The sequence below is a fragment of the Mesorhizobium sp. NFR06 genome (assembly GCF_900115245.1).
Taxonomy (GTDB): Bacteria; Pseudomonadota; Alphaproteobacteria; order Rhizobiales; family Rhizobiaceae; genus Mesorhizobium.
In genome coordinates, this window is the sequence record NZ_FOVT01000034.1 from 1 (window position 1) to 20,005 (window position 20,005).

The following is a 20,005-nucleotide window of genomic DNA, read 5'->3' on the forward strand; positions in this document are numbered from 1 at the left end:
TCCACTCCGGTGGCGGCCAAGTCCTACGGTCCGACTGATGGCAAAGAGATTTTTCCTGGCGTTCGCCTCGTCGAACGGGGGACACGAGACTCCCGTATCAAAGGGTACAACAAAATCGTCATGGAAGACGTCGTTTATCAGCCGAAGGGAACTAGCCCGCTGGGGGATGTGATGGCCGACGACATGGTCTGCACGGTCACTGAAGGCGAGCTGGAAGTTACGGCCGGCGATATGAAGTTCACGGCCAAGGAAGGCGACGTTTGGAGCTGCGGCAAGGGCAGTACGAAAGAGGCTGCTACGAACAACGGAACAGTGGTCGCAGTGATGCGCGTCATTAACCTGAAGGTCGCATAAAAAGCCACACGCCGCAGGAAAACGGCGGGAAAATGGAGCGTCGGCGGCTAGCGCAATTGGATTGAGTGATCCGCCCATTGCCTGCCGACTGGCTGCTGGGCGTCGGTACTGCGCATGCCCAGTGTCGCGTTGAGCTGATGCTCCGCGAGATTTCGCTTCATCTCGCCAACGATCTGAACCTGCGGCAACCAAACGCCGGTGGTCTCGCTCGTGACCTCGTTGAGTGATCGCAGTTGCGCGACTCCAAACACCCCGACTGCCGCACAGCAACACGAAGCCAAAGCCCAGCGAGAGCTTTGTTCTGACACTGACATCCTTCAGTCGCGTCAAATGAACGCCGATCTTACGAAACCAATCCTGTCCGCAAGCGCGCCTTGGCTACCGCCAGCCGTGCGAAACGCCTCGTATCGTTCATCGTGGTGTGGAACATGGCGGGAACATTCCGCGCGAATTGAAGTTAGGGTCAGCGAACGCAGCTCGGGCAGAACCCATGATCAATCCAAAGAAGCATGCCGTAATTCATCGCTACACGGCGACTACTGCCGCCGCATTCCTATTCGCGGCCTTTCCCGCGATTGCCCAGACAAGCGGAACACCTGCGCCAACCCCGCAAACCCAACAGCCCGCAGCCAGGCAGTTGCCGGACGTGAACGGACAAGCAGGCGGGCTGACGCACGAGATGATCCGCCAGATGGTTGACCAGGCGGTCGAGGAGCGGATGCAACGGAATCGAAGCTCCCAGGCAGCCAACGATCGTCAAGATGAAGATTCGACCGCGCGAGAAGATAGCGACCGTTGGTACAGGCATCGCGATGGCGGCCCGGCCGGTGGCCACAGAATGGCTGGGCACCATGGCCCCCGCATGATGCGTGGCGCCGGCATGCGGCTGTTGCTGGCGTTTCTGGATACGGATGGCGACGGATCACTATCTGAAAACGAGGCTCAGGACGCTCTCGGCCGCATCTTCTCGGCGATCGACCAGAACGGCGACGGGAAGATCGACATCGATGAAATCCAGTCCTTTCTGCACGGCTCTGATGGTGACGGCATGCCGTGAAAAATTCACGGTGAGACACCCCGGGAAGGTGAGACACCCAGGGCAATTGCGTACCAGATATCGCACACCCTGGAATTATCCATTAGCCTTCAGCCGGTCGGAATCAGAGTCAGTTCGTGTTCCAGACGCACGGTGAAGAGGCAGCGCAACCCCGCGCGCTCGTAGACCAGCTCAACGCCCCCCGCCTTTTCACCGGCGAATGCCCGCTGCAGAAGTTGCGCGCCAAAACCAGGCTTGCCGGGGGCGACCGGCGGGCCGCCCTTCTCACGCCATTCCAGTTCGAGAATGCCGCCGCCTTGGTCGGCCCGTTCCAACCGCCACGAGATCGAGACCAATCCCGTCGCATTGGAGAGCGCGCCATATTTGATCGCGTTCGTCGTAAGTTCATGAAAAGCGAGGGCAAATGAAAGCGCTGTGCTCGGAGGCAGCCAAACCTGTTCGCCGGCCAAGTCGAACCGGTCAAGTGGCGCGTGAGGCTCGATCGAAGCTGCGATAACGTCGGCGAGATCGGCCCCGCTCCAGTTTTCCCGTGTGAGGATGTCGTGCGCTTTGGCCAGCGAGACCAGCCGGGCTGAAAGGGCCACTCTTGCCTGCGCGAGGCTAGTCGCGTTGCGAAGGGTCTGGCCGGCTATTGCTTGAACCACGGCTAGGGTGTTCTTGATGCGGTGGTTAAGCTCATGGACGAGCAGCTTGCGCTGCTCTTCACCGCGTTTGCGCTCTGAGATATCCAGACTGATCTGCACGGCGCCGATGATCGATCCTTCTGGGCTGCGCACCGGCCGGGCGCTGGAAAGCAGGTAGCGCTGCACTCCTGATGGCAAAGTGTACATGAATTCTTCGTTGCTGGTCTCCTCGCCGCGCATGGCCTTGCTCAGCGGTCGGTTCTCACGGCTGACAGGCTGGCCGTCCTTATAGGCCAGCGTGTCGATCACTTGGTCAGGCCTGCCAAAGGTTATGTGGGCTTCAGTTGGCAGGCCCATAAGTTCGGCCGCAAACCGGTTGCGGATGACCTGTCGCGCCTGCGGGTCATAGGTAAACCAGACTGCCGCCGGCACGGTTTCCAGAACAGTTTCCAGCTCGCGCGTGCGTTCCGCAATTGCATACTGAGCCTTGATCATGGCCTGGGAAATCAAGGCGAACTCGGCGACTGTCGTGGAGACTTCCTGAACTGCGCGGCCACTCCCAAGCGCATCAGCGCCGGCAGCAAGACCTCCGGTTGCTCCGGTGAGTCTCTTGCCGACGACATAGGCGAGAGCGAGCGAGATGAAGAGTGCTGCGAGCCCCGTTGCGCCAATTTGTGCGAGCGACCGCCACAGAGGTGCCTGAACCTCAGCCAACGGAATGTTGGCGGTGTAGAACCACTCCGAATAGGGAGACCTGTAGTAGCCGGCGAGCAGTGTGCCGCCCTGGAAATTGCGCGAACGGAAGCTACCCGAACGACCCACGATCTTTTCCACATATTCCGGCAAACCCGGCCTGCCGGTCACCTGGTCGTGCAGCTTGGACCTGGCGACATATTTTCCCTCGCGGTCGCCGACGCCGATGGTCCATCCCTCCGGCACGGCCGGCAGCATCACGAGGCGAATGCGCTCCGTGGGGACCGAGATCGACAGCAGGAGCGGTACGCCACTCGCGCCCGAGACCTGCCTGCTGACCGCTATGCGATATTGGTTCGATCCCGGCGCGGCATACGCGTTGCTGACCAGGATGCCAGCGAGTTGCAGTTGCTCGCGCTCGGGGGCCGTGAGTGGTTGGGCCGAAGGCAACTTGGAGCCGTTTTCGGGCTCGGTGCTCGCGAGTTCGCGACCTTCGAAATCGCGCAGTGTGATTACCTGGTCCGTACCTTGGACGAGGCGCCGCGCTTCGGTGCCGAAGGCTTGCAGGTCTCCATTGGCCAGCGAAGGGGATTTTGAAAGGCCGTCGAGAAGGGTCTGGAGACTCGCCAGTTCGCCTTCGACGACCAGCGACATCTGGCGGGCAGTCCAACGTGCTTCCTGCTCAATTCGTGACTGTTCATGCAGCGCATACGCAACCAGCAGGTAGGCAGCGAACAGCCAGACGGGCAACACGGCCGCTGCGATTAAGCCAAACAGATGAGCTCGAGCCGATAGACGAGGCAATTTCGTCCCTCTCCCCAACATGACCCAGATTAGCCCCATGCTGACGGACAGCAAGCTCGATTAGCACTGCCGTTTTCTCGCTTGCCTGTTCTTTCGGTTATGCTCGGCGAATACCAAGCACGCTCGATAAGTCACGGTTTGCAAGACTTTAGCTTGAAGAACGTTCAATCTGAATGCTGGAATCTAGAGGCGGCCTTGATGGGCGCGGAACACACTTCACACGTAACGGGCGATCAGCCGGTCCTTAACCGGAGGCGCTGCGCCCGCCTGACTGGAAAGAATTGGCCGCGACAGCCTTCCAGCGGACGAGAATGCGCATGGTAGTGACAGACGCGACCCAGGACGATAATCTGATCGTTCTGGCGAACCCTGCCTTCCTGAATCTGACCGGTTACGAGGTAAATGAAGTTTTAGGCCGCAACTGCCGTTTTCTGCAAGGTGAGGCAACCTCTGCGGCCGCGGTGGCGGAGATCCGGTCCGGGCTCCGGGAACGGCGCGAGGTCAGCGTCGAGTTGCTCAACTACCGCAAGGATGGAAAACCCTTCTGGAACCGGCTTCACACCAGCCCGATCTATGACGACGACGGACGTTTCGTCTATCATTTCGGGTCGCAAATCGACAGTACGGAATATCATCGAATCCAATCTCTCGAAGCATCAGAGCACCGATTCCTGCTCGAACTGGACCATCGCGCCAACAACGTTCTTGCGCTGGTCGACAGCATCGTTCGTCTCACTAAATCTGACAATTCCGCCCTTCATGCCGCTTCAGTGCAGAATGGAATCCAATCCTTGGCTCGGACCCATTCATTGCTCTCGCGACGCCGTTGGCAAAACGTGCCCCTGCGCGAGGCGATACAAACTCAACTCGAGCCCTACGGAGCGTCACGAGCCGTGCTGGAAGGCCCCGACATCATGCTTTTGGCACACGCCGTCCAACCGCTGGCTCTGTTCATTCATGAATTAGCGATTAACGCGGCTACGCATGGCTCGCTCTCTGGAAAGACGGGCCAAGTCGCAATCAGATGGAGCGACATCCCACAAAAAACGGACTCGTCCCGATCTGGGAAGAGACTGGCGGACCGCCGCCGCCGAAGGACCGGAAGCAGGATTCGGGACGGTGATTGCAGAAGCTAGGCGTTCGTCGCCAGCCATTCATGGGTCCGCCGAGCGTGAGTGGCTCGACCGCGGGGTGAAGGTCGTGGTCGAAGTGCCAAACGTCACGACCGCAAGTTCGTAAGCGCTCTTCCCAAGGTCCGGTAACCCTCAGCACGCAATCGCCAACTCCGGTTTCAAGCGCCGGGACGGCTCCGTTTGCATAAAGGATGACGGTTCCTCGAACTCTCCAGTGGCCGGTCCGGCTAAATGCGACCACGCCGGCTGAAATCGACGCCAGCTTCTCAGCGAGCCGTAGCGCGTGCTCAACGCTCTGAACGCCGACCGCTTTTTCCCGCAGTGATCGCTCCTTTGGGCTTGACCACGAAACTCTGACGAAGTCGGCTTAGCAGGGCAAGGAAAGTGGCGCCGACGATTTTAGCCGATGTCGATCCATGCGGGCGCATGATCGCTGGGCTTTTCCCACCCGCGGGTCTCGACATCGACGCCGGCATCCCGAATGGCATCGGCAAGCGATGGACTGACAAGCAGGTGGTCCATGCGCAGGCCGGAGCTTCGGTCATAGCCGCCGCGATAAGAGAAATTCCAGTAGGTGTAGATGCCCTTGCCCGGGTGGATCCGACGGATCGCGTCCACCCAGCCCCGGCTCAGCATATGCGCGTAAGCTTTCCTGCTTTCCGGAAAGAAGACGGCATCGCCCAACCAGCGCGCCGGGACGACGGCATCCATCTCGGTGGGAACGGTATTGTAGTCACCACAAAGGACGGCCCGCTCGCTTAGCAGCGATCTGCTGTACATGATGAGACGTTCGAACCAGCGGAGCTTGTAATCGAACTTGGGGCCTGGTGCTGGATTGCCATTGGGCAGGTAGACGCAGCCGACTATCAGGTTGTCGATCTCCGCCTCCAGATAGCGGCTGTGCGTGTCATCGGGATCGCCCGGCAAGCCGCGACGGCGCTCGACCGGATCCCTCCCACGCGCCAGTATCGCCACGCCGTTGTAGGATTTCTGGCCGTGCCAAATGGCACCATAGCCGGCGTGCCGGATGGCCTCGACCGGAAATTTTTCGTCGGAAGTTTTCAGCTCCTGAAGGCAGACTACGTCACAGCTGCTCTCGCTTAACCACTTCAGGAGCACCGGCAGGCGGCCGTTGACACCATTGACGTTGAAGGTCGCAATGCGGGTCACCGTTTGTCTCCCCTGAGTGGCTACAAGAACAAACGCAAGCCGATGGCGCCAGGTTCAACTTCTCGGGAACCGTTTGCCAGCCTGTCGGTTGAATTTCGGTGCACTCATGGGAGGTCTGCATGCCCAGCAACCAGAAATCGAGACTTACGGGACAGCAGGAGCGCGAACCGCGCAAAGACAAAGCTCAAGAAAAGCGGGAAGCGGCTGCCAAACGCCCGGTAAGACAAACGATTGGGACCGTGACACGGGTGCATGGCGATGGCGATACCGTCGGCATCGAACCCGACTCCAAGTAGCGGCCAGGCTCCGACGTCGCTGTATTGAAACACACTCGATCGGAGACCAAATCTAAAGGCCATGCCAGGCCGCCGAAAAAATCCCCCAACTGATGAGCTGATCGCGCAGTGGCCGCTATCGCCGGCGGCAACGCTGGGATCTTCGGTCCGGGCAAGGGGCATTTTCCTTGAGATCCGCGCGCGTCTTCCCCTCTCCTTGAGAAGACTGCTCCACATCGATTCCCGGGTGCTAACTCTGCGCCTCCCCGAGAACTCGGGTGCCGACGTTGAAGCAGCTTCGACGATCGTGTCCAAAGCCATGCAGCATGTCGAAGAGCTGCCCGTAATCCCGCGCGAGGTCGAGGACATTCTGACGATCTCGCAGGGCGAGCGACATCGCTGGCTGAAAGACGGCCGGCTGCAGAGCGCCGGGACCAGAACGGTCAAACTTCGCGGCCGCGCAAGAAAGATCACCTTTCATGTGTTCGATCCGCGCTACATCGAAGATGTGCTTGACCGTGACCTGGTCACCTTATGGAGGGAGGAGGACGCGGCGACGGCCGCCGACAACCGGCGGCGCGCCGCTGCAAAAGCGGCCTTGAAGCGCTCGCAGAAGAAAGGCCGCGTGCCTGCAACTGATATCGATGAAGGCCGAGAGGAGACCTCCCGCCCCAAGTTGCGCGGCTGGGAAGACTTCGGCCTCGACGGGCTCTTGCGTTGAGTGGCATCGACGGGAGGTCATCCGATTCTGTCCTGGGCTCCAGCCGCAGGTTTTTGATCGGGATCGTCGGCGCAGTGGCAGGATCATTGCGCTCGTGAACCCGCCCCGCTTCTTCCAGTCATCTGACCGCCTCTCGCGAACGGCTCAGGTGCTTTTGAGGGTGCCGTTCATCCCTTCCGGATAGAAGCCGCCCTTGCTAACGCCGTCCTTGTCGGTGAGATAGACGATCCGGAGCACCTCCTGCGGTGTTCTGGTGAAGGCGATTGCGTCGGGCGTCGAGGGGACGAAATTGGCCTTGCCATTCACCTGGATGCCTTGGTCCTTGTCTTCCGGCCCGTCGATCTTGTCTCGGGCATCGGACACGGCGTTGGCCGCCTTCCAGGCTTTCTCTCCCTTGCGGTACAGAGTGGAGCGCGCCATGCCCATGTGATAGGCCTCGACCGCAAGAATTCCGGCAGCGGCGGCGAGGAAGTCCTTGTTCTTCAGAACCGTCGTCGCGCCGGCGTAGGCGGTGACGCCGACATCCTCGAACAACATCCCGCCGAGAACGAAGTTCGTTTCGTCGCCGAAGGGATCGAAGTCCGCATCGAGGCCCGCCGCTTCCGCAACCGCCTTGAATCCGGCATCGAAATCGATGGCCGGCCTGTCGACGGCGTTCTTTCCAAGCGTCTTGCGGTAGAATCGCACGTGCGCAAGTTCGTTTTCGGCAACTTCCTGCATGAATTCGCCGATGGCGGGTGTCTCGAAGGAGACTTTCTTTCCACCACGACGTCGCCAGGCTTCGAACCGACATCGGCAGCTTCGATGCCTTTTCCCGTGGTTCCCCGGAGGTAATACTCGGCCTCCATGTATTCCAGGTTGAGCGCAAAGCGGAAAATGTCTTCATCTTGCACTTCCTCCTTGGCATAGGCGGGAGAAACCGGCGCAAGGCCGGTCGTTGCGGCGAGGCTTGCTCCGAGTCCAACTTGCAATGCGCGGCGGCGGGAAAGGTGAAGTGGAGAGATGGCACGTACCATCCTCCCAAAGCCCGCCGGCATCACTGTTGGCACGTGATCGCGGGCCACCCTTCCCAACCTCGGGAATCGATAAATGTTCCTTGGGTGTCACGCCAAACTGTGCTTCGACTTCGAGCACCTTAAGCAGATCATGTGCGACTGATGTCTCTCGTCCTGCTTCGGCGCCAAAACACAAGGGAACGCCGGGTGGCTTATTCCATCGAAGCCAGGGGCGACACGGCCGGTCCGTTCAAAGCCGTGCCATCGACAGCAAAATGCGAGCCGTGGCAGGGGCAGTCCCAGCAGCGTTCCAATGAGTTCCAATGGACATGGCAGCCGACATGAGTACATGCGGCCGAGTGTTTGTGGAGCGTGCCGTCCTCATCGCGAAAAGCCGCGATTTTGGTAAGTCCTTCGCGCACGATGGCGCCCTGTCCCGGCCGCAGCTTGTCGGCGGAATCCATTTCACCAGGCGTGATATACTCGGCAAAACTCCTGATTGCTGTCGCATTCTCCGCCAAATAGTCGCCGATCGCCCGTACCGTTTTGCGGGAGGGTTCGTAAAGTTCCCGCCAGGGGCTTTCCCCCTTCAAAATCAGGTCGGAAATCAACAGGCCTGCCCCGACTCCATGGGTGATGCCCTGGCCGGAATCGCCTGTGACCACGAAGACATGCCGGTTGCCGGGATTACGGCCGATGAATCCGGCATAGTCGACCGACTCCATTACCTGCCCGGACCATCGGTTGGTTTCGATGCCGATTTCGGGCACCAAGTTTTTGATCCAGGCCGCCAGGCCTGCGAAGCGGTCGTCGGCATCGTCGGCCTGCCCTGTCTTATGGTCTTCACCACCGACAATCAGAAAGTCGGTCTTGCCTTCGCCAGGCTGCAGGCGAACGTAGTGATAGGGATCCAGCGTGTCCCAATAGAGTGCATCCGGCAAAACGTCGTGCGCGATCTCGAACGCCATCGCGAAGGTCCGATACGGCGCTTGCTTGGTATGGAGCGCGGCCCGATCGTTGATCGGCGAGTTGGTGGCGACAACGGCCGATCTGGCAGACACAGCAAAGCCCGAGACCGTGGTTATGCGCACGCCGCCGTCGATCTCCTCGACTTTGTCGACGATGGTGTCTGCATAGAGCACGCCGCCGCGCGCGCGAATGCCCGCAGCCAGCCCGCGGAGATATTTCAGGGGATGGAATGTCGCCTGATTGGCGTAGCGAAGGGCTGGCGTATCCCAAAAACCTACAAACGGCACGCCTACGGCTTTCTCGACGTCGAGATCGATTTTCCGAGCGGCGTCCAATTCGCGCTCGATGACGGATTCCCTTCTGCCTGACGCCGGAAACAGAAACCCGTCGAGGCGGCGGAAATCACACGCGATACCCTCTGTTTCCTGGATCGATTGGATACGGTCGATAGAGGCCGACTGGCTTCGGTAGTAAATCCGCGCCAGTTCCTCGCCGCGCAATTTGATCAGTTCCGAAAAATAGTCGTCGCAGATCGACGACAGATGCGCGGTGGTGCGTGCCGTCATGCCGCTTCCGATCCGGCCGCGATCGAGCACCGCCACCTTTTGCCCGGCGACGGCCAGTTCGTATGCGACCGAGAGTCCGGCAATTCCAGATCCGACAACCACGACATCGACCTGTTCATTCCGCTCGAGCGGAACCGCATCAGGCGCTACATCGATTTTCGCCCAAAGCGATACAGTCCTTTCGTCGCTCACATTCATCGCGGAACTCTCGAAGGCATCGATCAGGAAATGGACGCGAGGTGCTAAAAGTTCCCGCTGCGTTTGTAGGCCGATCTACTGCGCCATGACGCTAGTCGCCAATCTCGACGATAGCGCGCAGCAGGAAGCCGAGGACGAGGAGGCCGAGCAGGAGGCCGAGGTAGCCGGGAAGACGACCGACAGGAATGGGCCTGAGAAGAAGACGCTTGAGAAGGAGGCAGGCGAGGGTCCGGCGAGGAGGCGGCCGACGGGGAGGAGGTCGACCTGCCAGACGGCTCAGGGTTCTCTGTGCTCTGCGCCGGCGGGCGTGGCGAGCTCGACGATGCCGCCGCCGCCATGATGGCGCAGGTGCTGGAAGTGCAGGGCGCTTCGGTTTCGAAGGCGACCTTCACGGATCTGGAACCCTCAGCGGTTTGGCGCCTCGATCTGAACCTGTGGAGATTGTCGTCGTCGGCTTTCTCCACCGACAGTCGCTGCAGCACGCGCGCTTTGTGGTGCGCAGGCTGAAGCGGATCAAGGCCGAGCTCCGCGTCGGCATCGTCTTTTGGTCAGGGATCGGCAATGGCAACTCCGAGGCGGCGACCGAGCTGGCCGGAAATCTCAACGCCGATTTCGTCGCGTTCGACATCGTCGACGCGGTGACCGGCGCGCTTTCGAAAAAGGCGGCAGTCACGCTTAGGCCCCCCGACGCGGAAACAATTGCAGCCCGCCCAGTGAAGGCGGGCGCCGGCCCGGTCGGCATGACTGTGAAGGAAGAAGACTTCGCCGGTCCCACAAGGCTGCGCCGAAGGTTAGAGTTCCAGAAAATTCCGCGCGGGCCGCACTCGAGGTGGCTTTCCCGCCCATTGCCTTTGGGGGCCGCGCGCTTTATGGCCTCTCGTGCTCGGCGACCGTCGACAACCCCGACCCGCGTCGGTTCGACGGTCGCTCTTCTCCTGGCGATCGGACAAAACCTGCCTGGGCTGGCGATGGCGTAGGTACGCCAGCACCGTCGTGCCGGCCAGCCGAGTTGGTGGGAACCCCGATTGCCCTCAGCCGTTCGCAGGCATGGCAACACTGCAGCTTCGAGAAGCGCTGACCAAGGTCGGCACGCTGACGTCCCGACCGGCGGCCTTTTTGATTCTGGGCGGCTACACCGTTTCTTGGTTTGTCTTTGAGCGGGAAACGCTCGACTGGCACGGCGTCGCGACGCTCGTCACCTGGGCGATGACGCTGTTATCCAAAGGGCCGAGCATCGCGACACCCAAGCCCTGCAGGCGAAACTGGATGAGCTGATCAAGGCGAACGATAACGCACGAGACGAGATCGCCACCATGGACGATAAACAACCAGAGGAGATCGAGCGAATTCGCGCTGCCGGGCAAGGGAGAAGTTGACGTCTCTCGGTGCTCTCACCGGAATGCTTTGAAGCTGATGGTTGTGAGCGCGATGCGCGCCCTGGCTCAACATGGTGAGGCTACACTCCGCTGGCGGCCGTCCGCGCCTGATGAGCCTTGCGGATTCCCAGAGAAATCTGCGTGGTGGCCAACGTGTCGATGATCGAGGCGACGTTGTAGCTGCCGTCGACGCCGGCGCAACTGGATCACGGCAGTGCCTTCCGGCTCGGAGCTCGGATCGCCTTTGACGGTGATCCACCCTGAGCGCCTCCGCCGCGCGCTGTCGACGCGATCCAATCGTCTTCGATCGCCGTCTCGTTGGGGCTCCATGAAGGCAGCACGTCCTCGGGCTCGACATCATCGCCAGTCTCGGCCCTCTTAGATGACCTGTTTGGCTTGGGGACACGGTAGATCCGCCGTCCATCCACCGTCGCGAGGGTCTAATCTGAACCCAACATCTCCCTGTAACGCGGGGCGCGTCCGTGGCAGAACTTTGCCATGGCACGCCTTGGCCCACTGCTGGCGTTTTTAGCGCTCTACACCGCAATGTATGCTGGATTCGGAACGGCGTCCCCGTTCTGGCCACGGTATTTCGAGGCGCGTGGCCTGACACCTGAAGAGCTGGGCATGCTGTTCGCGCTAGGCAACGCAGCCCGGCTGATTGCCGGACCGCTCGCCAATCGAATTGCAGATCTTCTTGGCGCCCTCCGCATCATCCTGGCGGTCTGCACCGGGATCGCGGCGGCGGCAACGCTTGGGCTGGCTGCCGTGCAAGGCCTCCTTCTTCTGTCGGTCGTCTATCTGGTCCAGTCAGCCGGGCTGGCACCGATGACAACCCTCGCCGACGCTCTTGCGGTGGGCGCATCAGTGCGCGAGCCGGGTTTTGAGTATGGTTGGGTGCGGGGTGCGGCATCAGCGGCCTTCGTTGCTGGCACCCTTGTGGCTGGTCAGGTGCTCGGAGTTTTGGAGCTGGATGCGATCATATGGATGTACGCCGCGCTACTCGCCGCAGCGTTGGCTGCCGCCGCGCTGGTGCCGGAATCAGACACCGGGGCCGAGCGAGCTGCGGACCCGGTCGGGCAAAGCGTAATCGGTGGGCTACGCGAACTGCTCGGTCTTCGGAGTTTCCGGCGCATCCTAGTGATTGCGGCGCTGATTTATGGCAGCCATGCGATGCATGACACCTTCTCGGTCATCCGCTGGACAGCGGCCGGGGTCAGCACGGCGGCGAGCAGCATACTTTGGTCGGAAGCCGTCGCAGCGGAGGTCGTGGTGTTCGTTGTGGTGGGGCCAATCCTGCTGAGCCGGCTTGGCGTGGCGGGAGCCGCCGCTCTGGCGGCGGTGGCCGGAATCCTGCGCTGGGTCGTGGAAGCAGAAACGGCCGTGGTCTGGGTACTTGCGTTCGTGCAACCGCTTCACGGCATTACCTTCGCACTCCTGCATCTTGCCTGTATGCGTGTTATCGCCAGCAGCGTGCCCGCACATCTTGCCGCCTCCGCACAGGCCCTCTACGCGACCGGCCCGGGGCTGGCCACCGCGAGCCTTATCTGGGTATCAGGGCAGCTCTATGGAGCCTACGGCCCGCGCGGGTTTCTCATGATGGCGGGATTCTGTGTGTTGTCCCTTCCGCTAGTGATTGGACTGCGTGACAGGCCTTCATCACCGGATTGACAGGCACACCTGCCATATCGCGGTGCTGCGGGGCAACCAGGCGGCCTGCTACTTCGAGTCCGCTATATGAACCACTGCGCGTGGAACACTCCGTTTTCAAACCGGTTAGGGCAAATTACTCACGTGTGATCGCCGCGTTCGCCATGCGTGACCGTCGCAGGAAATCGATCGATGGCTACGAGAAACGAGAATGACCTATTTTAAACAAAGCCGAAAGTGGTGCTCCAAGCGCAGTTCGCACGAGCACAAAGGCGGCGATCAGGGGCGAAAGGCCCAGGAATGGCGGCGTTTCAAACACCGCCGAGGGACCTATAACGGACTCCACCAAACTCGAGCCAGAGGAGCTAAGCATGCACGATAATGCCCGGCAGAAATATCCTCAGCCGCCCATGCCTGAACAGCAGCAAGATGTACCTGGCCACACCGACGAGATGACTCCTCGTCCAGACCATGGGGAGGAGAGCTATCGAGGCAGCGGCAAACTGATGGACCGCGTTGCGCTGATCACTGGCGCGGATTCGGGCATCGGACGTGCGGTCGCAATTGCCTTCGCCCGCGAGGGCGCGGATGTGATCATCTCTTATCTAGAGGAGGACGAGGACGCGAAGGAAACGGCCCACTGGGTCGAGGATGCCGGCCGTAAGCCTCTGATTGCGCGCGGCGACATCAGCGACGAAGGTTTTGCACGCAGGCTCATCAAACGAGCCATGGATGAATTCGGCCGGTTGGACATCCTGGTCAACAACGCCGCACATCAGGCGACATTCGAAAAACTGGAGGATATCACGGCCGAAGAGTGGGATCTCACCTTCAGGACGAACATCTATGCGATGTTCTACCTCTCACAGGAAGCCGTGAAGGTGATGAAACCCGGCTCCGCCATTATCAACACGTCGTCGATCAACGCCACCAACCCCTCACCTACCTTGCTCGCCTATGCCACCACCAAAGGGGCGATAGCGAATTTTACCGCCGGGCTGGCCGGACTGGTCGCAGAGCGCGGTATCCGGGTCAATGCCGTCGCACCGGGGCCGATCTGGACGCCGTTGATCCCTTCGACGATGCCAGCCGAAAAGGTGAAGGAGTTCGGCAAGAACACACCGCTCAAGCGACCTGGCCAACCGGCCGAGCTTGCGGCCACCTATGTGCTTCTTGCCTCGGACGGCGCTAGCTATACGACCGGCGCCCTCTACGAGATCACAGGCGGAAGGCCGATGCTTTAATACCGGCGCCTGTGTAGGCTCACAGACGGACAATTTCGCGCCGTCCGTGCGGCCCCCTTTCAGTCGACATGGAAGTACCCCAAGTACGGCGGAGCGCCGCGTCGAGCCAGAAAGCCTCGCTAGACGTACGGCTGATCTGGCGGCCGCTGACTCGAGACAAACACGAAAGTGGCTATGGCGTTCAGGAAAGGCCCGACGGCAAATCAAGATCGAAGGCACCTCGTCAAAGAATTCGGCTTCGGCAACGGTGCACCGGCTGAAGCACGAGCTCGTCCGCCGCGGCGAGGGTCTGTGCGAAACGGACCGGCACCGTATTTTCACAATTGATCACGTGAGCGGATTCAGGACGTTACCTTACATTGCATTGCGCTTCTGTTCAGGAACGCAAACGGCCAGGTTCGCTGCCATAGTTCGGTCCATTGCGAGCAGGGCCAAACCCGAGGTCATGACTGAGCGGAAAGGCTTGTAGATCCGCGCGACCGCATCGCGGGGAACTCGGATCTGCCGAATGACAGTGCTCGCCTGCGATTGTCGTTTGCCGGTCCAGGATTTTCTACGATTGGTGTGACCTCTCTTTCTTGCTTCTGCATTATTAATCCCTCCCATTGGGCGAAGGATGCGCCGGAGGCGGCGGTCTGCCGCCTCCGGCGTGCTCCGCGCTTAGCGCGTGATCGGGATGCGCTTCACTTTCGACTGCGCGTTCGGGTTCTTTGGCAGCGTCAGGGTTAGGAGGCCATTGGCAAACGACGCCTTGACCTTGTCGTCCTCGACTTCATAGCCAAGGGGTATGTTCCGCTGGAAGCGACCGTAGAATCGCTCGGAGTAATTTTTCCCATCGGTCTCCGACCGCTTTTCGCCTCGCAGGGTCAGCACATCGTCCTCGAGCAGGACTTCGATATCCTTCTCTTCCATACCGGGGACCTCGGCGGTGACGCGAAGCTCATTGTCCGACTCCGAAATTTCAACCTTCGGCCAGCCGCCATCGAAAGGCGAAAACTGCCCCGCGGTAGGCGAGCGCGTATCGAAGCTCCTCAACATATCGTCGAAGAGCCTGTTTACCTCGCGGTGAAGCGAAAGAAAGGGATCACTGCCGCTATAGATGCTCGGGGCCTGGTTGTTGTTGCGGCCCCACGGGATAAGGTCACGCATGTTCATATTCATTCACCTCCATGTTCAACCGCGGCACCGGACGATTGCCGGTGCCTGTCGCGTCTGGTTCGCACTGACTCTTCAGGCTGCGTTCTTTGCGGCTTCGATCTGCCGCGGCGCTGCCGTTGCCGTACTGTCGCCGATAGCGATCCGGCGCGGCTTCATCTGTTCGGGAAGCTCGCGTTTGAGATCGATTTTGAGTAGGCCGCTCTCGAGGCTAGCGCCGACGACCTTCACATGGTCGGCCAGTTCGAACTGACGCTCGAAAGCGGGCCCGGTAATGCCGCGATAGAGATACTGGCCGTCATCGCCGCCAGATTGCGACCCGTTCACAACCAGCAGGTTAGGCTGATGAGTGACGGTCAGCTGATCTTCGGAGAAACCGGCGACCGCCATCGTGATGCGGTAGTCGTCCTCACCTGTCTTGGCGATGTCGTAGGGCGGCCAATTATCTATCGCAGTGGCACGGCTCGCATTTTCCAGCATGTTGAAAATACGGTCGAACCCGATGCTGGTCCGGAACAGGGGGGTAAAATCGAGGTTTGTCCTCATAGCCACATCCTCCTTTGAGCAACATGGATACAGGAGGCCGCCAAAAGAACCTGGACGGCCTCTTGGACTTGGGCCGGCCCCATTGGGCGACCGGCAATTATGCATTTATAACAGCGTCTTGCGTTTTCAAGAAGGTGAATAGGAAAATTTTCAGGGGAATCCGGACGTACGGAACGGGAACAAAACCTTGCCCGCCGGCGAGTTCCTCGGCGGCGGGCGGATGCTTCGATGAACAGAGCGGTCGGCGCTCCATTCAAAGCCGATCGACGGAGGCTGCGAAACCGGCAGCAACGCTGCTGACGACCTCGCGACCGCGGCCGACTTTATTGGGAAGCTCCTCCAATGGATCCAATTGGCGCAATGTTTCCATGATGGCGTCGAAGCTGACCGGTTCGCAGGCTCCCGGAGGCATGCGCAGCGCCGGGACGGATTCTACCGCGCAGGCGTCCGACGCCCATGACGAAAGAATTGCGCGCTTTTCCTGGGCGTCCAGAGTCGTGTCGGTCAGCACGTCCTGCGGGCGCTTGAAATGCCGTACCGGATGGAGCGACCGATCAAGGAAAAGATCAGGGCCTCGGGGCCGATCGCGGGAAAACTTGTCGAAATGGCTCCTTCCATCGATGATCCTCCGCTTTGACTAGTCTCCTCTGTTGATGGCAACTGTGGTGGCTCTAACGATTTCCACCAGTTGAAATTTTGGAGAGTTCCGACCAAATTTCAATGGCCTCCCAATCTCCCAGTTAAGCCGCCATCAACATTTTTTCGAACCGCTGAAACAATCGGCTTGACTGCTAGTTCTTGCGTCTGGGCCGCGACGCAGCGCCATGGCGGTCGGGCAGGAGAACCAATCATGTCTTACATTTCGAAGAAGCGACTGTGCATTGGACTCGTCGCAGGAATTTTGATGCTCTCGGCCGACGGCCTTGCGCCTGTTTCAGCACAGGAAATCCCGACCGACTTCAGCGCGATCGTGCGCCAGAAGTTACCAGCGGTCGTCGCGATCACCACGAGGCAGATCCTCCAGAACCAAACCGCTCTTGACGATTTTCTCGACCCTTTCAATGGCGGCTCGGGGCGTGCCCAGCCGCAGGTGCGGGAGGCCCTTGGCTCCGGGTTTGTGATCAGCTCCGAGGGCTACATCGTCACCAACAATCATGTCGTGGCCGATTCCACTGAAATCCGTGTCGTGTTCTCCGACAAGGAGACCTCGCCCGCCCGACTGATTGGCAGGGATCCAGCCACCGACATTGCCGTGCTAAAGGTAGACCCACGTCCTAACATGACTACAGCCGGCTGGGGCGATTCGGACGCAGTTCAGCCGGGCGCTTGGACGATCGCGATCGGCAGTCCGTTTGGGCTCGGCGGGACAGTTACCGTCGGCGTGCTTTCTGCCCGTTCACGCGACATCAAGGCCGGTCCCTACGACGACTTTCTGCAGACAGATGCCTCAATCAACCGCGGCAATTCAGGCGGCCCGCTGTTTAACGCGCGCGGTGAAGTGATCGGGGTCAATACGGCCATCGTCTCACCATCGGGTGGCAGCATAGGAATTGGTTTCGCCGTGCCGTCCAGAACTGCCCGAAGCGTTGTCGATCAGTTGATCCGCACTGGCCACATCGAGCGCGGGTTTATCGGCGTAGGTCTCCAGGAGGTCACGCCGTCGATTGCCCAGGCGCTTGGAATACCGGGCAGCAAAGGAGCGCTGGTGGCCTCGGTCCAGCCCGGCAGTCCGGCAGAGAAGGCAGGTGTACAGGCAGGTGACGTGATCATCCGGTTTGATGGCAAGGACGTCCATGGTGTCCGCGATCTGACGCTCGCGGCAGCGAGCCAAAAGCCAGGCTCGAAAGTGACGCTGACTAGGAATCGTGGTGGCCGCCTTGAGGAATTGCCCCTGACCGTCGGTCAACGCAAGGACGAGGAGATACAGACTGGCGCTGTTCCTAGCCCGGAAGCGGCGGAGCAGCGCCTCGGGCTGTCACTCAGCCCGATTCCGGATGAAGCGCGCCAGCAACTCGGCGTTCGGCCGGGCATCACAGGCGTGTTTATCCAGGACGTCGCACCGAACAGCCTCGCTGCCGAGAACGGCCTTCGGCCTGGCGACGTGATCGTGTCGGCCGACAACCGGGATGTGACACAACCATTAGATATTCAGATGGAATGGGCAAAATCCCGTCAGCAGAACAAGCCCATTCTGTTGCGAATAAACAGGCAAGGACAATCGCTCTTCGTGGCCATAGCTGCTTCCTGAGGCAGCCTGTCTCAGAACCAAAGTCGACGCGGCGTTCAGCAAAGCCAGGTATTCTATGAAGACCCGCAACCAACGGCTACGCCTGTCGGCTGCGAAGGGTGCTCAAACCTTGCCTGGGGCTCCGAACCTCACGACCGGGGTTCTTCCGGGAACATATTAGCAATTCGAAAGTTGGCGGCGGAGGAACTCAAACGGAGGTATACGCGTGACCGGTTTTCGAAGACCGACTTTCAACTTCGGGACGTCCAGCTCATGAAGATCGCTCAGATCGCGCCGCTGACTGAGTCCGTACCCCCCAAGCTCTATGGCGGGACCGAGCGCATTGTCTCGTATTTGACGGAAGAGTTGGTTCGGCAGGGCCATGAGGTGACCTTGTTCGCCAGCGGCGATTCACACACTTCAGCCGAACTGGTGGCCTGCTGCGATGTTGCCCTGCGCCTGAATCCAAAAGCTCAGAACCACATTCCTTACCACATCGCGATGCTTGAACAGGTCCGTAGGCGGGCGGAGGAGTTCGATGTGCTGCATTTTCACGTCGATATTCTTCACTTTCCGGTAATTCGAGAGTTCGCGCAGCGAACCATCACCACCCTTCACGGTAGGCTCGACCTTCCGGAACTGGCGCAGCTTTACGCGATGTTCGACGACATTCCGCTGGTCTCGATTTCCGATGACCAGCGCCGGCCCATGCCGCCGGTCAATTGGCTCGGAACGGTCTACCACGGCCTGCCACGGGAAATTCTCCCATTCTGCCCGAAAGGCTCCGGATACCTGGCATTTCTTGGTCGCATCTCGCCGGAAAAGGGACCGGAAACGGCGATAGAAATCGCCGCACGCGCCGGAATGCCGCTGAAGATCGCTGCCAAGATCGACGCGGTCGACCAAGCGTTTTGGACTGACAAGGTCGAACCCCAGGTGCTTCGACATTCGAATGTCGAGTTCATCGGTGAGATCGATGAGCAGCAGAAGGCGGATTTTTTGGGCAATGCAACAGCGCTCCTGTTTCCGATCGACTGGCCGGAACCGTTCGGCCTCGTGACCATTGAGGCGATGGCCTGCGGGACCCCGGTGATAGCCTTCAAACGCGGCGCCGTTCCAGAGGTCATCGATGACGGCGTGTCCGGACTGATTGTAGGCAGCGTCGACGAAGCCTTCGAGGCTGTAGAGCGGATAGGTGGTCTCGATCGCGCACGGGTACGGGAAACGTTCGAAAAACGGTTCTTGGTCGGGCGCATGTGTAGCGACTATATGGCCGTCTACCGCTCGCTCGCAGGCGACAAGCGATTTGCAATCGGCTCTCGAAATTACCGCGCTGACAACTCAGGTGGTCAGGCCTGTTTGACCGAACCGGCGGCCTAGAACCAATCGACTGCGAGCCGCCTTTGATGGCACTGTGGCTGCAGAATTCGCCAATCATTCGCCAAGAATTCGAACGACGCTCTGCGCGATCGCACGCCGGGTGCGGGATTGATGCGAGACACTGTTGACGACGCCGGCCTTGATGCGGAAGCATGTGCGCCTGCACCGCTCAACTCTCCACCGCCCAGGTGTCGTTCGAACTGGAGGGCCGACATGACAACTGAAGTCGAAGAACGCAAGCTTGATCCGGCTGTGGCTCTCCCGGCGCTCGACGAATCGGCGCCGCGCGAGCCGCACAGGCAATTTGCCCTCAAGCATGAGGACTGCTTCATCGTCGCGGACAGCTACGGCGACATACGCGGCACCGGCGACGGCCTTTTCCGTGACGACACGCGCGTTCTGTCGCGCTTCCGCCTGTTCATCGGCGGCCGCATGCCGTCACTGCTTGGCGCCTCGCTGTCGCAGGATAACATCCTGTTTACCGCCAATCTTACAAATCTGGCCACCATCGGGCCAAACGGCAGTGAAACGCTGCCGGGCGTCGTGCACATCGATCGGACCCGGTTCATCTGGCGGGACCGGATGTTCGAGCGCGTCATCTTCACGAACTACTCCGCGCGCGAGGTGCTGCTGCCGGTCCGGTTCGACTTCGACGCCGATTTCCGTGACATGTTCGAGGTGCGCGGCACTACGCGCAGCCGGCGCGGTCGCGCGCATGATGCGGTGGTCGGCGAGTCAAGAGTGACGTTTCGCTACGAGGGCCTCGACAACGTGGCGCGCCAATCCGTCATCGCGTTTTCAATGACGCCTCAGAAGATTCACCCTAACCACGCCGAGTTCCTCATTCTGGTGGGGAGGCGCGACAACAG

General features: G+C 60.3%; 20 protein-coding genes and 1 pseudogene. 14 read left to right on the top strand and 7 right to left on the bottom strand.

The window, feature by feature from the left end; all coding sequences use genetic code 11:
- Both F3H96_RS30830 and F3H96_RS29985 read left to right on the top strand, forming a co-directional pair.
- Positions 1 to 354, top strand: a 354-nt coding sequence (locus F3H96_RS30830; protein WP_188131411.1) for a hypothetical protein, incomplete at its 5' end; no start/stop codon positions are given.
- Between the two features lie 490 nt (positions 355 to 844).
- Entirely contained in the window at positions 845 to 1,411 is a 567-nt protein-coding gene (locus tag F3H96_RS29985; protein WP_149805240.1) for an EF-hand domain-containing protein, read from the top strand.
- An 89-nt stretch (positions 1,412 to 1,500) separates the two neighbouring features.
- On the opposite strand, the gene F3H96_RS29990 is transcribed toward F3H96_RS29985, so the two are convergent.
- On the bottom strand, positions 1,501 to 3,480 hold the full coding sequence (locus F3H96_RS29990; protein WP_244620217.1) for an HWE histidine kinase domain-containing protein: 1,980 nt from the start codon (positions 3,478 to 3,480) through the stop codon (positions 1,501 to 1,503).
- A 368-nt stretch (positions 3,481 to 3,848) separates the two neighbouring features.
- Here F3H96_RS29990 and F3H96_RS29995 point away from each other — a divergent pair, with 368 nt between their 5' ends.
- Positions 3,849 to 4,667, top strand: coding sequence for a PAS domain-containing protein (locus tag F3H96_RS29995; protein WP_280177803.1), 819 nt, complete (start codon positions 3,849 to 3,851; stop codon positions 4,665 to 4,667).
- A 396-nt stretch (positions 4,668 to 5,063) separates the two neighbouring features.
- Here the strand turns inward: F3H96_RS29995 and xth are convergent, their stop codons facing one another.
- The gene (gene xth / locus F3H96_RS30000) at positions 5,064 to 5,834 is read right to left on the bottom strand and encodes an exodeoxyribonuclease III (protein ID WP_149805241.1); all 771 of its coding nucleotides are present in this window, start codon (positions 5,832 to 5,834) and stop codon (positions 5,064 to 5,066) included.
- Positions 5,835 to 5,953: 119 nt separating this feature from the next.
- Between xth and F3H96_RS30835 the strand changes: the two genes are divergently transcribed.
- Positions 5,954 to 6,130, top strand: a complete 177-nt coding sequence (locus F3H96_RS30835) for a hypothetical protein (RefSeq protein WP_188131601.1) — start codon at positions 5,954 to 5,956, stop codon at positions 6,128 to 6,130.
- A 61-nt stretch (positions 6,131 to 6,191) separates the two neighbouring features.
- On the top strand, positions 6,192 to 6,830 hold the full coding sequence (locus tag F3H96_RS30005; RefSeq protein WP_149805242.1) for a hypothetical protein: 639 nt from the start codon (positions 6,192 to 6,194) through the stop codon (positions 6,828 to 6,830).
- A 144-nt stretch (positions 6,831 to 6,974) separates the two neighbouring features.
- On the opposite strand, the pseudogene F3H96_RS30010 reads toward F3H96_RS30005, so the two are convergent.
- Positions 6,975 to 7,846 (bottom strand): annotated as a pseudogene (locus tag F3H96_RS30010) (ferritin-like domain-containing protein).
- Positions 7,847 to 8,037: 191 nt separating this feature from the next.
- On the bottom strand, positions 8,038 to 9,558 hold the full coding sequence (locus F3H96_RS30015; protein ID WP_149805243.1) for an FAD-dependent oxidoreductase: 1,521 nt from the start codon (positions 9,556 to 9,558) through the stop codon (positions 8,038 to 8,040).
- Positions 9,559 to 9,643: 85 nt separating this feature from the next.
- Between F3H96_RS30015 and F3H96_RS30020 the strand changes: the two genes are divergently transcribed.
- From F3H96_RS30020 to F3H96_RS30040, 6 genes are all read left to right on the top strand, one after another.
- Complete coding sequence (locus F3H96_RS30020) at positions 9,644 to 9,898, top strand: hypothetical protein (RefSeq protein WP_149805244.1); 255 nt, start codon at positions 9,644 to 9,646, stop codon at positions 9,896 to 9,898.
- A 94-nt stretch (positions 9,899 to 9,992) separates the two neighbouring features.
- Complete coding sequence (locus F3H96_RS30025) at positions 9,993 to 10,535, top strand: hypothetical protein (protein WP_149805245.1); 543 nt, start codon at positions 9,993 to 9,995, stop codon at positions 10,533 to 10,535.
- A 70-nt stretch (positions 10,536 to 10,605) separates the two neighbouring features.
- Complete coding sequence (locus tag F3H96_RS30030; protein ID WP_348530103.1) at positions 10,606 to 10,833, top strand: hypothetical protein; 228 nt, start codon at positions 10,606 to 10,608, stop codon at positions 10,831 to 10,833.
- Positions 10,833 to 10,934, top strand: a complete 102-nt coding sequence (locus F3H96_RS31670; protein WP_348530104.1) for a hypothetical protein — start codon at positions 10,833 to 10,835, stop codon at positions 10,932 to 10,934. The genes F3H96_RS30030 and F3H96_RS31670 overlap by 1 nt, the downstream gene beginning before the upstream one ends.
- A 498-nt stretch (positions 10,935 to 11,432) precedes the next feature.
- A complete protein-coding gene (locus F3H96_RS30035) occupies positions 11,433 to 12,605 on the top strand; it encodes an MFS transporter (RefSeq protein WP_149805246.1) in 1,173 nt (390 codons plus the stop codon).
- Positions 12,606 to 12,955: 350 nt separating this feature from the next.
- Positions 12,956 to 13,828 (top strand): SDR family oxidoreductase, encoded by an 873-nt coding sequence (locus F3H96_RS30040; protein ID WP_149805247.1) that lies wholly within the window; start codon positions 12,956 to 12,958, stop codon positions 13,826 to 13,828.
- 660 nt (positions 13,829 to 14,488) lie between these two features.
- Here F3H96_RS30040 and F3H96_RS30045 read toward each other — a convergent pair.
- The 3 genes from F3H96_RS30045 to F3H96_RS30055 all read right to left on the bottom strand — a co-directional run bounded on the left by F3H96_RS30045 (position 14,489) and on the right by F3H96_RS30055 (position 16,040).
- Positions 14,489 to 14,983: an Hsp20/alpha crystallin family protein gene (locus F3H96_RS30045; RefSeq protein ID WP_149805248.1), complete on the bottom strand. Its 495-nt coding sequence runs from the start codon at positions 14,981 to 14,983 to the stop codon at positions 14,489 to 14,491.
- A gap of 75 nt (positions 14,984 to 15,058) precedes the next feature.
- Positions 15,059 to 15,529, bottom strand: a complete 471-nt coding sequence (locus F3H96_RS30050; protein ID WP_149805249.1) for an Hsp20 family protein — start codon at positions 15,527 to 15,529, stop codon at positions 15,059 to 15,061.
- 253 nt (positions 15,530 to 15,782) lie between these two features.
- Complete coding sequence (locus tag F3H96_RS30055; protein WP_244620218.1) at positions 15,783 to 16,040, bottom strand: hypothetical protein; 258 nt, start codon at positions 16,038 to 16,040, stop codon at positions 15,783 to 15,785.
- Positions 16,041 to 16,379: 339 nt separating this feature from the next.
- Here F3H96_RS30055 and F3H96_RS30060 point away from each other — a divergent pair, with 339 nt between their 5' ends.
- From F3H96_RS30060 to F3H96_RS30070, 3 genes are all read left to right on the top strand, one after another.
- On the top strand, positions 16,380 to 17,777 hold the full coding sequence (locus tag F3H96_RS30060) for a Do family serine endopeptidase (RefSeq protein ID WP_149805250.1): 1,398 nt from the start codon (positions 16,380 to 16,382) through the stop codon (positions 17,775 to 17,777).
- A 252-nt stretch (positions 17,778 to 18,029) separates the two neighbouring features.
- The gene (locus F3H96_RS30065; protein WP_149805251.1) at positions 18,030 to 19,136 is read left to right on the top strand and encodes a glycosyltransferase family 4 protein; all 1,107 of its coding nucleotides are present in this window, start codon (positions 18,030 to 18,032) and stop codon (positions 19,134 to 19,136) included.
- 111 nt (positions 19,137 to 19,247) lie between these two features.
- Positions 19,248 to 20,005, top strand: a 758-nt coding sequence (locus F3H96_RS30070) for a glycogen debranching N-terminal domain-containing protein (RefSeq protein ID WP_280177804.1), incomplete at its 3' end; no start/stop codon positions are given.